General features: G+C 31.8%; 16 protein-coding genes. 3 read left to right on the forward strand and 13 right to left on the reverse strand.

Annotated elements, in window-relative coordinates; genetic code table 11:
* Positions 1 to 9 precede the first annotated feature (9 nt).
* From ahrC to FH144_RS04085, 10 genes are all read right to left on the reverse strand, one after another.
* Positions 10 to 462 (reverse strand): transcriptional regulator AhrC/ArgR, encoded by a 453-nt coding sequence (gene ahrC / locus FH144_RS04040; protein WP_242313847.1) that lies wholly within the window; start codon positions 460 to 462, stop codon positions 10 to 12.
* A 298-nt stretch (positions 463 to 760) separates the two neighbouring features.
* Positions 761 to 1,642 carry a polyprenyl synthetase family protein gene (locus FH144_RS04045; protein WP_242313849.1) on the reverse strand — a complete coding sequence of 294 codons (882 nt, stop codon included), beginning with the start codon at positions 1,640 to 1,642 and terminating at the stop codon, positions 761 to 763.
* Entirely contained in the window at positions 1,620 to 1,847 is a 228-nt protein-coding gene (locus tag FH144_RS04050; protein ID WP_103166147.1) for an exodeoxyribonuclease VII small subunit, read from the reverse strand. Before FH144_RS04050 ends, FH144_RS04045 begins: the two co-directional genes overlap by 23 nt.
* Positions 1,840 to 3,177 carry an exodeoxyribonuclease VII large subunit gene (xseA, locus tag FH144_RS04055; RefSeq protein WP_242313851.1) on the reverse strand — a complete coding sequence of 446 codons (1,338 nt, stop codon included), beginning with the start codon at positions 3,175 to 3,177 and terminating at the stop codon, positions 1,840 to 1,842. Before xseA ends, FH144_RS04050 begins: the two co-directional genes overlap by 8 nt.
* An 18-nt stretch (positions 3,178 to 3,195) precedes the next feature.
* Complete coding sequence (nusB, locus tag FH144_RS04060) at positions 3,196 to 3,582, reverse strand: transcription antitermination factor NusB (RefSeq protein WP_242313853.1); 387 nt, start codon at positions 3,580 to 3,582, stop codon at positions 3,196 to 3,198.
* Positions 3,583 to 3,613: 31 nt separating this feature from the next.
* Complete coding sequence (locus tag FH144_RS04065; RefSeq protein WP_242313855.1) at positions 3,614 to 3,973, reverse strand: Asp23/Gls24 family envelope stress response protein; 360 nt, start codon at positions 3,971 to 3,973, stop codon at positions 3,614 to 3,616.
* 13 nt (positions 3,974 to 3,986) lie between these two features.
* On the reverse strand, positions 3,987 to 5,342 hold the full coding sequence (gene accC, locus FH144_RS04070; RefSeq protein ID WP_242313857.1) for an acetyl-CoA carboxylase biotin carboxylase subunit: 1,356 nt from the start codon (positions 5,340 to 5,342) through the stop codon (positions 3,987 to 3,989).
* Positions 5,342 to 5,827: an acetyl-CoA carboxylase biotin carboxyl carrier protein gene (gene accB / locus FH144_RS04075; protein ID WP_198611469.1), complete on the reverse strand. Its 486-nt coding sequence runs from the start codon at positions 5,825 to 5,827 to the stop codon at positions 5,342 to 5,344. Before accB ends, accC begins: the two co-directional genes overlap by 1 nt.
* Before the next feature lie 275 nt (positions 5,828 to 6,102).
* Positions 6,103 to 6,660: an elongation factor P gene (efp, locus tag FH144_RS04080; RefSeq protein WP_107508110.1), complete on the reverse strand. Its 558-nt coding sequence runs from the start codon at positions 6,658 to 6,660 to the stop codon at positions 6,103 to 6,105.
* A 24-nt stretch (positions 6,661 to 6,684) separates the two neighbouring features.
* Positions 6,685 to 7,746: a M24 family metallopeptidase gene (locus FH144_RS04085; RefSeq protein ID WP_242313858.1), complete on the reverse strand. Its 1,062-nt coding sequence runs from the start codon at positions 7,744 to 7,746 to the stop codon at positions 6,685 to 6,687.
* A 103-nt stretch (positions 7,747 to 7,849) separates the two neighbouring features.
* Between FH144_RS04085 and FH144_RS04090 the strand changes: the two genes are divergently transcribed.
* Together FH144_RS04090 and FH144_RS04095 are read left to right on the forward strand one after the other, a co-directional pair.
* A complete protein-coding gene (locus FH144_RS04090) occupies positions 7,850 to 8,431 on the forward strand; it encodes a putative periplasmic lipoprotein (protein ID WP_242313859.1) in 582 nt (193 codons plus the stop codon).
* A 16-nt stretch (positions 8,432 to 8,447) separates the two neighbouring features.
* A complete protein-coding gene (locus FH144_RS04095; protein ID WP_107508113.1) occupies positions 8,448 to 8,663 on the forward strand; it encodes an SA1362 family protein in 216 nt (71 codons plus the stop codon).
* Positions 8,664 to 8,768: 105 nt separating this feature from the next.
* On the opposite strand, the gene FH144_RS04100 is transcribed toward FH144_RS04095, so the two are convergent.
* Entirely contained in the window at positions 8,769 to 9,599 is an 831-nt protein-coding gene (locus FH144_RS04100) for a lipoate--protein ligase family protein (protein ID WP_242313861.1), read from the reverse strand.
* 155 nt (positions 9,600 to 9,754) lie between these two features.
* On the opposite strand from FH144_RS04100, the gene FH144_RS04105 reads away from it, so the two are divergent.
* Positions 9,755 to 10,141, forward strand: a complete 387-nt coding sequence (locus FH144_RS04105) for a rhodanese-like domain-containing protein (RefSeq protein ID WP_198611473.1) — start codon at positions 9,755 to 9,757, stop codon at positions 10,139 to 10,141.
* Positions 10,142 to 10,490: 349 nt separating this feature from the next.
* On the opposite strand, the gene gcvPB is transcribed toward FH144_RS04105, so the two are convergent.
* Together gcvPB and gcvPA are read right to left on the reverse strand one after the other, a co-directional pair.
* Complete coding sequence (gene gcvPB / locus FH144_RS04110) at positions 10,491 to 11,969, reverse strand: aminomethyl-transferring glycine dehydrogenase subunit GcvPB (RefSeq protein ID WP_242313863.1); 1,479 nt, start codon at positions 11,967 to 11,969, stop codon at positions 10,491 to 10,493.
* The gene (gene gcvPA / locus FH144_RS04115; protein ID WP_242313865.1) at positions 11,956 to 13,308 is read right to left on the reverse strand and encodes an aminomethyl-transferring glycine dehydrogenase subunit GcvPA; all 1,353 of its coding nucleotides are present in this window, start codon (positions 13,306 to 13,308) and stop codon (positions 11,956 to 11,958) included. Before gcvPA ends, gcvPB begins: the two co-directional genes overlap by 14 nt.
* Between the last annotated feature and the right edge of the window lie 6 nt (positions 13,309 to 13,314).

The raw sequence follows: 13,314 nt of genomic DNA on the forward strand, positions 1-13,314 counted from the left end.
ATCGCATCCTTATAATAAATTGAAAATTCTAGTTTTAATTGTATTACTTGCTTCTTTGTCTCTACAAATCAAAAGACAAGTATCGTCGCCACAAATCGTTCCAAGCACTTCATCCCAATCTATTTGATCAAGAATTGCACCTATAGATTGCGCATTGCCTGGTAATGTTTTTAAGACTAATAGATTGTCTGTTCCTTCGATGTTTACAAATGAATCCATCAAATATCTTCCAAGCTTTTCTAATGGATGATACTTACGATCATTAGGTAGGCTGTAGACATACTGACCTGATGGTGCTGGAACTTTGATTAGTTGTAATTCTTTAATGTCTCGTGAAACAGTAGCTTGAGTAACATTAAGGTCGTATTCATTTAGACGTTTAACAAGTTCATCTTGGGTCTCTATCTGTTCACTTGAGATAATTTCTCTAATTTTTATATGTCTCACTGATTTTTTTGTCATTATGAACACTCCTGGTTTCGAATATTTATACATTAATTTTAACACAACTATATATGAACTACTACTAAAGTTGATTTGTGTAAAATGCTGGTATGACGTGCATCTTATCTTGAAGTTAAGTTGGTTTGACATATTAAATTGTTGAATAATCCATTTGTATAATGTATAAAATTATAAATACTTATGAAAAAAGTTAGTGTTTTTTAAAATAATTAGCAAAATCTATTCTAAAAATAAAACCCTTCAAAGTCATTATGTATTTACTATCTACTTTGAAGGGAAAAGTTATTTAAATTGTTTAGTGTTCTCTATTATAAAAAAGATTTACAATATCTAGTAAAGGCTCAATATCATAGTTAGAAGACAATTGGTTAATTGATTGAATGGCGCTATTTTTATGATATTCTAGTTTTTCTTCAGCGCCCTCTTTACCTAATAATGATACATAAGTACTTTTATCATTTTCTAAGTCGCTTCCAATTTTTTTACCTAATTTCTCTTCATCACCATAAATATCGAGTAAATCATCTTTAATCTGAAACATTAAACCGAGATGTTCACTATATGTTTCAAGTGCTTCGAAAGTGGGTTGGTCGACTTCTGCTATTTCAGCGGCACTCAGAATAGCAAATTTTAATAATGCGCCAGTTTTAGCTTTGTGAATTTGTTCCAATGTTGCTATATCAATTGATGAATCTTCACTTTCCATATCAAGCGTTTGTCCACCGACCATACCTAAATGACCACTATCATGCGCTAATCTAGAGATAATTTTTACTTTAACATCAGCACTTAATAGGTCATCATTAGCGACTAATTCAAAAGCCTTAGTCAATAATGCATCTCCAGCTAAGATGGCTTTCCATTCACCATAAACTTTATGATTTGTAAGTTTACCACGTCTATAATCATCGTTATCCATAGCTGGTAAATCATCATGGATAAGTGAATAAGTGTGAATCATTTCAAGCGCAAGCGCAGTTTGACGTCCTTTGTTATAATCTGCATTTAATACATCTAGTGTTAGTAGTATGAGTAAAGGACGTATTCTTTTGCCACCTGCATTTAAAGAATATTGCATGCTCTCTTCTAAATTAGTTTTTAAAGGTGATGTCCCAATAATACCGTTAAGATCATTATTAATATTTTCAATCAAATCATTCATTGACTTCTTCATCATCTTCAACCTCGGTTTCGTCTTTGATCAATTGATTTACTTTGTTTTCAGCATCTTTTAAAGTTGAATCACATGCTGCAGATAATTTCATACCACGTTGATATAAATCTAGTGACTCTTCAAGAGAAACTGTTTCATTATCTAATTTCTGAACTATATTTTCTAATTCTTGCATCATTTCTTCAAAGCTTTGTTGTTCTTTACTCATCTTCACACCTTACTTTCTTAACAATGGCATCAACACTACCATCTTTCATAGATAATGTAATTTCATCATTTTCCGCTAAATCATGAGTACTCGTAATGACTTTGTCCTTTTTGTTAATAATTGAATAACCTCTCAACATTGTATTTGTAGGACTTAAATTATCGAGTTGTTCTATTTTATTCTTTAGTTTGTTATGACTATTTTGGATGTTTTTATTAGTCGTATTAATTAAGCGATTACGATAATTATTTAAGTGTTGTTGATTCTGGGTAATTGATTGGTTGAGCTTTTTCAAATTAAAATAATTGCGTAATAATTTAATTTCATTTCTTTTATTTTCAATTTTCGATGTTAGCAATTGTTTTAATTGTCTTTCTAAATCATCTCTTCTTTGAATTTGTTGGTCATACAGTAATGAGGGTTGCTTAAATTTATAATACGAAGAAAGATGATTTAAATGTTGTTGTTGTTTCTCGACAAATTGTTTAATAAATTTAGTTAATGAAAATTGATACTGTTTGATTTGTTGCATGAGTTCATATTGATCTGGCGTTGCAATAACGGCTGCTTGTGTAGGCGTTGCTGCCCTTACATCCGCAACAAAATCACTTAGTGTGAAATCCGTTTCATGTCCAACTGCCGAAATGATAGGAGTATTACAATTATAAATTGCTTTTACTACGTCTTCTTCATTAAAGTTCCACAAATCTTCAATTGAACCACCACCGCGCCCTACGATAATAGTATCAACGCCTAATGTATCAGCATATTCAATTTTTTCGATGATATCTTTTTTAGCTTGTGTCCCTTGTACTAAAGTACTTAATGGAATTTTTTCAACTAAAGGATATCTACTTTCAATTGTAGATTGAATATCTCTAATTGCAGCTCCTGTACTAGCTGTTAATATAGCTATTTTTTTAGGGAATTTTGGAATTGCTTTTTTATGTTTCTTATTAAAATAGCCTTGCTTAGATAGTTTGTTTTTAAGCTGCTCTAATTTTTGATAGAGATTACCTATCCCATCTAATTCCATTTTATTAACATAAATTTGATAATTCCCTCTACGCTCATAGACAGAAACCCGTGCCTCGAGTAGCACCTCATCTCCTTCTTTAGGATCAAAAGTAAGTTTAGAAGCACTTCCTTTAAACATCATTGCACTGATAACGCTATCCTTATCCTTTACATTAAAGTATAAGTGCCCACTAGAATGTCTTTTAAAATTAGAAAGCTCTCCTTTGAGCAGTACTGACTGTAAATGAGGATCTTGGTCAAATTTATATTTAATATATTTAGTTAAAGTTGTTATGCTTAAATACTCTGACATAATTATCACTCAATATTATTAGTTTATATTACTTAAAACACCATTGATAAATTTATAGTGGTCGTCATCACTAAATTGTTTAGTTAATTCTACAGCTTCGTTAATAATTACTTTTGGAGGAGTATCACTATGAAGTAGTTCGAATGTTGCCATTCTCAAAATGATACGGTCTGTTTTTAATAAACGTTGAAGTGACCAGTCTTTTAATTTAGGTTCAATCGTATTATCTAAAACTGGTTCATGGTCTTTTACACCAGTAACTAACCACTCTATAAATTTTAAATCTAAGTCTGGATAGTCATCTTTGATAAAGTTAATTGCTTCATTAATCGTTAAGTCAGTATTTTTTATTTCTAACTGAAATAATGTTTGAAACGCTTGTTTTCTCGATTCTTTACGACTCATAAATAACTCCTTAATTTAATGTTTCTTTATTTTATTCTGCAGTAATATGCATGATATGAACGTTAATCTCTTTAGGTTCTATAGCAGTCATAGTTTTAATTGAGTTGAAGATAGAAGTTTGTATTTTACTAGCAAATTTAGATATGTTAATACCATGTTTGATTGAGCAATATACATCTATTTGAATGCCATCTTCTTTTGCCTCAATTTTTAAATTTTTATTAAGGTTTTTACGACTTATTTTTTCGAGGTTACTATTTTTCAATTCGGAAAAATGACCTGTTACCCCTTCAACCTCAGAAACTGCGATACTCGCAATGACTTGAATTACCTCAGGTACAATTTCAATTTTACCTAAATTAGAAGATGAATAATCTGCTACATTTACCATATGATTTAACCTCCTACTCACTATCATCTATAATGTTGTATTTTTCTAAGAAATTAGTATTAAATGAACCACTTCTGAATATGTCATTATTCATTAGTTTGAGATGGAAAGGTATTGTAGTATCAATGCCTAAAATTAAATACTCACTTAAAGCTCTAATTCCTGTCATTATCGCTTCATCTCGAGTTGGTTCATGTACAATGAGCTTTGCCACCATTGAATCATAATATGGTGGTATCGTGTAATTGGTATAACATGCTGATTCGATTCTTACACCATACCCTCCTGGTGCTAAGTATTGAGTTATTTTACCTGGAGAAGGCATGAAGTTTTTATATGGGTTTTCAGCATTAATTCTATATTCAATTGCATGACCATTGATAGTTATATCATCTTGTGTGTATGGTAAAGCTTCACCCATTGCTACTTTTAATTGTAATTTAACTAAATCGATTCCTGTTACCATTTCAGTTACAGGATGTTCTACTTGAATACGCGTATTCATTTCCATGAAATAAAAGTTATCTTCATTTAAATCGTAAATAAATTCAATAGTTCCGGCATTTTCATAGTTAACGGCTTTTGCAGCTCTTACTGCTGCATTACCCATTTCTTGACGTTTAGCATCAGATAAAATTGGTGAAGGAGATTCTTCAACTAACTTTTGCATGCGTCGTTGAATTGTACAATCTCTTTCTCCAAGATGAATTACATTACCAAATTGATCTCCAATAATTTGGATTTCAATATGACGGAAGTTTTCGATGAACTTCTCAAGATACAATCCACCATTACCAAATGCAGTTTCGGCTTCTTGTTGAGTCATGCGATAGCCGTTTTCAAGTTCTTTCTCAGTGCGAGCCACTCGAATCCCTTTACCACCGCCGCCAGCAGTAGCTTTAATAATGACAGGATAGCCTATTTCTGATGCTATCTTTTTAGCATCTGCGATAGATTCAACTAAACCATCACTACCTGGCACAACGGGAACGTTAGCAGCTATCATTTCAGCTTTGGCTACGTCTTTTACACCCATTTTTTGTATAGACTCATAACTAGGACCAATAAATTTTAATTGACATGCTTCACATAGTTCAGCAAAATCACCATTTTCAGCTAGGAATCCATACCCCGGATGGACCCCATCACAGCCAGTTGAAGTTGCGATAGATAATATATTCGGAATATTTAAGTATGAATCTTTAGACTGAGTAGGACCAACGCAATATGCTTCATCAGCAATTTGAGTATGTAATGCGTCTTTATCTCCCTCAGAATAAATAGCTACAGTTTGGATACCTAAATCGTGACAAGCTCTAATAATTCTAACTGCAATTTCTCCACGATTAGCTATTAATATTTTTTTCATTATTTCACCTTGAATAACGGTTGGCCATACTCTACCATTTGCCCGTCTTCTACTAGGATTTCTACGATTTCGCCAGAAACTTCTGCTTGGATTTCATTAAATAATTTCATTGCTTCTAAAATACATACAGTTGAATCACTAGTTACTTTATCGCCCACTTGAACATAAGCGTCCTCTTCAGGTGATGGTGATTTATAGAATGTACCGACCATAGGTGCATTGATTGTTTGGTAATTTGTATCATCATTAGATGCACTATCAGCACTTGGTGATGCCGTAGCTTCATTATTGCTTGGAGCTTGAGTCATTGGCGCTGCTTGAGGTGCCATCATAGGTGCTTGTTGTGTATATTGTGGCGTAATTATTTCAGTTTCTTTTTGTTTCTTTAAATTAATTACACTACCCTTGTTATCTTCAATATTAATTTCAGTTAAACTCGATTGATCAAGAATTTCGATTAATTCTTTTACTTCTTTAAAATTCATAAGTTACTGACTCCTTGACTTAGTTTTCATCTACCAATCTATTTTACTTGACTGGAACAACCAATTCAAGCATGTCTCATTTTGGATGTGATAGAGTTTAGCTTATTACTATATTGTACTATTAATGGTAAAGTACATTCTATTATTAAGTATGTAACAAGTAAATTAATATAAAAAACAGCCAAGGATATTAATGTCCCTGGCTGTATAATTTAGATGTAGTTACAAGAATCCTATTACGATAAATTCTAGTTAACTAATATTAAAATTTGAGATTATGCTCTTGAGATGTAACTACCATCGCTAGTATTGATAACTAAGACATCGCCTTCGTTGATAAATAAAGGTACGTTTAAAGTGTAACCTGTTTCAACTGTAGCTGATTTAGTAGCACCAGTAGCCGTATCACCTTTAATTCCTGGTTCTGTTTCAGTTACTTCTAACTCAACAGTTTTTGGTAATTCTACGCCGATTGTTTCACCTTCATAAGACTGAATTTGAACTTCCATATTAGCTTTTAAATATTTTAATTCGTCTTTTAAATAATCAGCTGATAATTCAGTTTGATCAAATGTTTCATTATCCATAAATACATGGTTGTCACCATCTGCATATAAATATTGCATACGGCGATTTTCAATCATTGCTTGTTCTACTTTCTCGCCAGCTCTGAAAGTTTTTTCTTGAATAGCGCCAGTTCTAAGATTACGTAATTTAGAACGTACGAAAGCAGAACCTTTACCTGGTTTTACGTGTTGGAAATCAATAACTTTCCAAATACCATTATCTACAGAAATAGTTAAACCTGTTTTAAAATCATTAACCGAAATCATTCAGTTTCCTCCTCAATTATACGCTTACTTTAAAATAATAAGGTCTTTCGTGCATTTAGTAAAGACTTCACAACCATTTTCAGTAATTAAAATATCGTCTTCGATACGCACGCCACCAAGACCATCGACATAAATACCTGGTTCAATAGTAACACAGTTATTTACTTGAATTGTACCTTTAGCATTTTTAGATAATAAAGGTCCTTCATGAATATCTAAACCAATACCGTGACCTAATGAATGACCAAACTCTTTACCGTAACCATGAGCATCAATATAATCTCTAGATAAAGCATCAGCTTCTTGAACAGTCATCCCTGGTTTAATTTCATTAATTGCTTTAATTTGAGATTCTAGAACAATATTATATATTTCTTTCATTTTAGGGTCTGGTTCACCAATAGCGAAGGTTCTAGTAATGTCAGAACAATAACCCTCATAGTAAGCACCAAAATCTAATGTAATCATATCACCTTGTTCAATAACTTTATCACTTGCTACTCCATGAGGGAGCGCGCCTCTATAACCTGAAGCTACTATTGTATCGAATGAAGGACCCTCAGCACCTAAATGTAGCATTTTGCTTTCAAGTAATGCTTTTAATTCTTTTTCAGTCATACCGGCTTTCGCCACTTCTAAGATATAGTTGTACGTGTCGTCCACTATTTTAGCAGCATGTTTAATTTTCTCGATTTCATCAGGAGATTTAATTTGTCTAATTTCTTCAATTACTTCGCCAATACTAATGAAAGTAGCAGATGTTTCATTAAGAGATTGATATGTATCATAACTTATTAAATGACCTTCAAACCCAACACGTTGTAAATTAAGCTTAGTAATAATCGATTTAATTTCATCAATTAACCCCGCACTTCTATTAACTATTTCAAAATTAGTAGCTTGATTTGTTGCTTGCTCAATATAACGGAAATCAGTAATTAGTTGGTTTTGAGTCGATGTAATTACTAAAGCGCCACTAGTTCCCGTAAAACCTGAAAGATATCTTCTATTGTAATCTGATAAAATTACAATCGCATCAAGATTTTGCTGTTTAAGTATTTCGCGAACTTTAGTTAATTTATCCATAAAAATCACTCCTAGTATAACATTTGTACATTTTCCCTATTTACTTTAAAATAATAGCATACTTATTTTAGAAATAAAGAGATTTTGATTTAGGGAGATTTACATGAAAAAATTAATAGCAATTTTAGGAGCCTCTTGTTTATTGGTTGGTTGTGGGTCTCAAAACTTAAGTCCTTTAGAAGAAAAAACTACCAAATTAAGAGATGAAAATCATAATTTGAAGTTAGATATACAACAACTAAATCAAGATATTAGTAACCAAAAGTCTCAAGTTGAGGCCTTAAATAAAGATAAGAAGAACGTATCTAAAACCGTTGATAATAAAAAGCAAGCAAGATTTTTAGAAGCCTCTTCTCAATATTATCAAGATATTGTGAAAATCATTGGTAATTATAATCAAATTGATTTGAGTAAGAAAAAGAAAGAAGATAAAGAGCAAAATTTAGAAAAGCTTAATACTATTTCGAATGATATTGACGATGCATATAGTAAATATAAAGGCTCTATTTCAACTAATGAGATGAGTAGCAATAATAAAAAAGAAGATAAAAATATCCGTGAGATTAATAAAGATATTCAATCAGCATTTAAGGATATCAAAAATGGATATGAAAATAATAACAAGAATAAACTAAATCAAGGACGTACTAAATTATCACAAATAGACATGTCTAGTAGTTCTTAAATTAGGAGTTTTAAATTTGAAAAATGTAGTATTTTATATCATTTTAGCTATTGCAGCTATTGGTTTATTATTAAATCTAAATATGTTTTTAATGTCATTTGCTAAAACTATTTTTACTTTAATCATTATAGCTATAATCATTTATTTAATTTATTATTTCTTCTTCTTAACTGAAGAGCAAAGAAAATATAAAAAAGCAGTACGTAAATATAAAAGAAAGAATAGAAAATAATGACTTACGTTTAACATTACAAATATATATTTGTTTTAATATGAAAAACTCACGCTTATACTTTGCAAGTATGCGTGAGTTTTTTAGTAATAATTTAAGATTTGGTTATTTTTTGTATAACCATTCATCAGAACGATATTTTTCTTCAAGTTCTTTGACTTCAGCTAGTTGTTCCTCAGTTAATGTTAAAGGCTTGAATTCTAATCCTAAACCTTTTTTAAATCCTTCTTCAAAGGCTTGTTCCATTTCTTCTAACGTGATATGTCTATCTGAGATATCATTGATTGCAATTGCTTTATCGACAAACGCTTTTTTCATTTTTTCTTTTAAGCGATCATTTTTAAATGTAAACATATCAAATAATTCATCTACATCTACATCTTGTAATAATGAACCATGTTGAAGAATTACGCCTTTTTGACGCGTTTGAGCGCTTCCAGCTATCTTACGGCCTTCGACAACTAATTCATACCAACTAGGAGCGTCAAAACATACTGCACTTCTTGGTTGTTTTAATTTTTCTCTTTCTTCTTTAGAACGTGGAATAGCAAAGTATGCTTCAAATCCAAGTAATTTAAATCCTTCTAGTAGCCCTTCTGAAATAACACGATAGGCTTCTGTTACCGTTGAAGGCATATTTGGATGAGATTCAGGCACAATTACACTATATGTTAATTCTTTATCATGCAGCACGCCTCTTCCACCTGTTTGACGTCTTACTAATCCAAATCCTTTTTCTTTAACTTTATCAATATCTATTTCTTTTGTTAATCTTTGGAAATAGCCAACTGAAAGTGTTGCAGGGTTCCAAGTATAAAATCTGATAACAGGATCGATTTCACCTCGTGAAACAAAGTTAAGTAATGCTTCGTCCATTGCCATATTATAATAAGGGTCATGGCTACCAGTGTTTATAAAATTCCAAACTTCAGTCATAAAAAAACTCCAATCACAGCATTTAATCTTTTATAAAACTTAAATAAAAATTACTTACATATAATGTAACACTATAAATAAACGATAAAAAAATTTTGATAAATTTTGCTATCGGCCTTATAATTATAATATCGGTTAATTAGGGAGGATGCAATATGAATGTATCTTTGATCATAGCATTGATTATTATAGTTTTAATTATTCTTTACATGGTAGGAAATTGGTTTATTAATAAACGTGCAGTAACTGAATTAGATCAAAATGAGTTTCATAATGGTTTAAGAAAAGCTCAAGTTATTGATGTACGTGAAAAAGTAGACTATGACTATGGACATATCAATGGTGCGCGTAACATCCCAATGTCAATGTTTAGCCAAAGATATCAAGGTTTGAGAAAAGACCAACCTATATATCTTTGTGATGCAAATGGTATTGCTGGGTATCGTGCTGCTAGAATACTTAAAAAGAATGGCTATAAAAACATCTATATGCTTAAAGGTGGATATAAAAAATGGACTGGAAAAATTAAAACGAAAAAATAATTTAATAGTCCATGTTTAACTCTCAGAGAACTTGAATCTTTGAGAGTTTTTTATATTTTTGTTTGTCAGAGATATAAAATCTACGATTAAATATGATTACTCTATATGGTGGTTATGATTTTTAATTCTTAGTACAGAATAAATTTAATAAATAAAATGACCGCTTATGAAACTTAATATAATTCTAAAGAGTTCGGTCTCCCCCCTCTAAGATTGTTCAGAGATCAAAAATACGGTATTGATGCTTATATTCCCTTCAGTCAGCTACAAATAAAACTAAAAGCTGAGACATTCGTGTAAAAATGTCTCAGCTTTTCTCATAGTTCTAATTCAGTTCACTGCTCTATTACTATTCTTTTTCAGAATGTAAGTGTTCAAATTTAAGCACTGGTTTACGAGCAGCAGTTGTTTCATCTAATCTGTCGATAATTGTTGTATGAGGAGCTTCTAAAACTGTATCTGGATTTTCTTTAGCTTCTTCAGCAATTTGAATCATAGATTTAATGAAGTAATCTAATGTTTCTTTAGATTCAGTTTCAGTTGGCTCAATCATCATACCTTCTTCCACATTAAGTGGGAAATAGATAGTTGGTGGATGTACACCAAAGTCTAATAAACGTTTAGCCATATCTAATGTACGTACACCGTTTTCTTTTTGCTTAGAACCACTAAGTACAAATTCATGTTTACAATATTGTTCATATGGAATTTCAAAGTGGTCTTTAAGACTTGCTTTAATATAATTAGCATTTAATACTGCAGCTTCAGATACTTCTCTTAAGCCTTCAGCACCCATAGTTCTAATGTACGTATAAGCTCTTAAGTAAATTCCGAAGTTACCATAGAATGGTTTAACACGACCAATAGAATTTTCAATATCATTGTCATATTTAAATTTATCGCCGTCTTTAATTACCATTGGTTTTGGTAAATAGCTTGCTAATTCTTTTTTAACGCCTACTGGTCCTGAACCAGGTCCGCCACCACCGTGAGGGCCTGTGAACGTTTTGTGTAAGTTTAGATGTACTGCGTCAAAGCCCATATCTCCAGGACGTACTTTATCCATAATAGCGTTTAAGTTCGCACCATCATAGTATAATAAACCGCCTGCTTCATGCACAATTTCACGAATTTCCATAATGTTTTTCTCGAAAATACCTAAAGTATTAGGGTTAGTTAACATGATAGCTGCTGTATTTTCATTAACAACACGTTTTAAGTCTTCGATATCGACTTCTCCACGTTCGTTTGATTTTACAGTCACTGCTTTAAAACCAGCAAATGAAGCTGATGCAGGGTTAGTACCATGCGCTGAGTCAGGCACGATAACTTCGTCACGATGACTTTCACCGTTTTTAATATGGTAAGCTTTAAAAATCATTAATGCAGTCCACTCACCATGAGCACCTGCAGCTGGTTGTAATGTTACTTCATCCATACCAGTAATTTCTTTAAGTTCTTCTTGTAAACTATAAATGATTTCTAAAGAACCTTGGACTTGTTCTTCTTCTTGAAGTGGATGTGATTCAGCAAACCCTGGAATACGTGCTACTTTTTCATTAATTTTAGGGTTGTATTTCATTGTACAAGAACCTAATGGGTAAAATCCTGAATCAACACCAAAGTTTTTATTAGAAAGTTCTGTATAGTGACGTACTAAATCTAATTCTGCTACTTCAGGAAATTCAGCTTTATCTTTACGAATAAATTTATCGTCTAAGATACTCTCTACAGAATCACTTTTGATATCACTTTGTGGTAATGAATAAGCATATCTATCTGCGCGAGATCTTTCGAAAATTAATGGACTTGATTTACTTACTACCATTTAGCTCACCAGCTTTCTCAACAAATGTGTCAATTTCATCTTTTGTTCTTAATTCAGTAACGGTCACTAGCATATGATTTTCAAAGTCTTTTGAAGCTTCGCCTAAATCAAATCCGCCAATGAAACCTTCATGTGCTAATTTTTTATTGATTTCTTTAATAGGTTGATCGAATTTAACAACGAATTCGTTAAATGAAGTACCGTCTAGAACTTCGAAACCTTTATCTTTAAATTGATTTTTAGCGTAATTAGCATGTTCTAAGTTTTGAACCGCAATATCGTAAACACCTTGTTTACCAAGAGCAGACATTGCAATTGATGAAGCTAACGCATTAAGCGCTTGGTTAGAACAAATATTTGAAGTCGCTTTATCACGACGAATATGTTGTTCACGAGCTTGTAATGTTAATACAAATCCTCTATTACCATCTTCATCTTTAGTTTCACCAACTAATCTACCAGGTACTTTACGCATTAATTTTTTAGTTGTTGCGAAGTAACCACAGTGTGGTCCACCAAATTGTGTTGGAATACCAAATGGTTGAGTATCACCTACAACAATATCTGCGCCAAATGAACCTGGAGGAGTTAATAATCCTAATGCTAATGGGTTAGCATATACGATGAATAAGGCTTTTTTATCTTCAATAAATGATTGAATTTTTTCTAAATCTTCAATAGAACCGTAGAAGTTAGGATATTGAACTGCTACAGCTGCAGTTTCATCATCCACTGCTTTTTCTAGTTTATCTAAATCAGTAATCGTACCATCTAAGTCGACTTCAACAATCTCGAAATCTTCACGTATTTTTACATAAGTATTTAGAACTTGTAACGCTTGATAATGAAGACCTTTAGAAACTACAATTTTATTTTTCTTAGTATGGTTAAAGGCTAAAATACAAGCTTCTGCAAAACTAGTAATTCCATCATACATAGAAGAGTTTGCAACATCCATATTTGTTAATTCACAAATTAGTGTTTGGAATTCAAAAATTGCTTGTAATTCACCTTGAGAAATTTCTGGTTGATAAGGTGTATAAGCTGTATAAAATTCAGAGCGTGAAATCATAGCGTCTACTACGGCTGGCGCATAATGATCATAAACTCCTGCTCCTAGGAAAGAAGCATGTGTTTCTTTAGTAACGTTCTTTTTAGCTACATTACTTAATCTTCTTAATAGTGATGTTTCAGCTTCACCACTTGCGATATTTAAATCTCTATTTAATAAAATATCTTCTGGTACGTCACCAAATAATTCATTGATAGAGTTAGCACCAATCGTGTCTAACATTTCTTTTTTATCTTTTTCAGTTAACGGTATATAACGATGACTCACAATACA

The organism is Staphylococcus sp. acrmy, from assembly GCF_022690565.1.
Classification (GTDB): domain Bacteria; phylum Bacillota; class Bacilli; order Staphylococcales; family Staphylococcaceae; genus Staphylococcus; species Staphylococcus caledonicus.

Bases quoted from the DNA above. Each gene is read 5' to 3' on its own strand.
- FH144_RS04050 (WP_103166147.1), bottom strand. From the start codon at position 1,847: ATGAGTAAAGAACAACAAAGCTTTGAAGAAATGATGCAAGAATTAGAA.
- FH144_RS04085 (WP_242313858.1), bottom strand. From the start codon at position 7,746: ATGGATAAATTAACTAAAGTTCGCGAAATACTTAAACAGCAAAATCTT.
- FH144_RS04065 (WP_242313855.1), bottom strand. From the start codon at position 3,973: ATGGTAAATGTAGCAGATTATTCATCTTCTAATTTAGGTAAAATTGAA.
- FH144_RS04100 (WP_242313861.1), bottom strand. From the start codon at position 9,599: ATGACTGAAGTTTGGAATTTTATAAACACTGGTAGCCATGACCCTTAT.
- FH144_RS04090 (WP_242313859.1), top strand. From the start codon at position 7,850: ATGAAAAAATTAATAGCAATTTTAGGAGCCTCTTGTTTATTGGTTGGT.
- efp (WP_107508110.1), bottom strand. From the start codon at position 6,660: ATGATTTCGGTTAATGATTTTAAAACAGGTTTAACTATTTCTGTAGAT.
- gcvPB (WP_242313863.1), bottom strand. From the start codon at position 11,969: ATGGTAGTAAGTAAATCAAGTCCATTAATTTTCGAAAGATCTCGCGCA.
- FH144_RS04105 (WP_198611473.1), top strand. From the start codon at position 9,755: ATGAATGTATCTTTGATCATAGCATTGATTATTATAGTTTTAATTATT.
- ahrC (WP_242313847.1), bottom strand. From the start codon at position 462: ATGACAAAAAAATCAGTGAGACATATAAAAATTAGAGAAATTATCTCA.
- xseA (WP_242313851.1), bottom strand. From the start codon at position 3,177: ATGTCAGAGTATTTAAGCATAACAACTTTAACTAAATATATTAAATAT.
- accB (WP_198611469.1), bottom strand. From the start codon at position 5,827: ATGAATTTTAAAGAAGTAAAAGAATTAATCGAAATTCTTGATCAATCG.
- FH144_RS04045 (WP_242313849.1), bottom strand. From the start codon at position 1,642: ATGATGAAGAAGTCAATGAATGATTTGATTGAAAATATTAATAATGAT.
- accC (WP_242313857.1), bottom strand. From the start codon at position 5,342: ATGAAAAAAATATTAATAGCTAATCGTGGAGAAATTGCAGTTAGAATT.
- nusB (WP_242313853.1), bottom strand. From the start codon at position 3,582: ATGAGTCGTAAAGAATCGAGAAAACAAGCGTTTCAAACATTATTTCAG.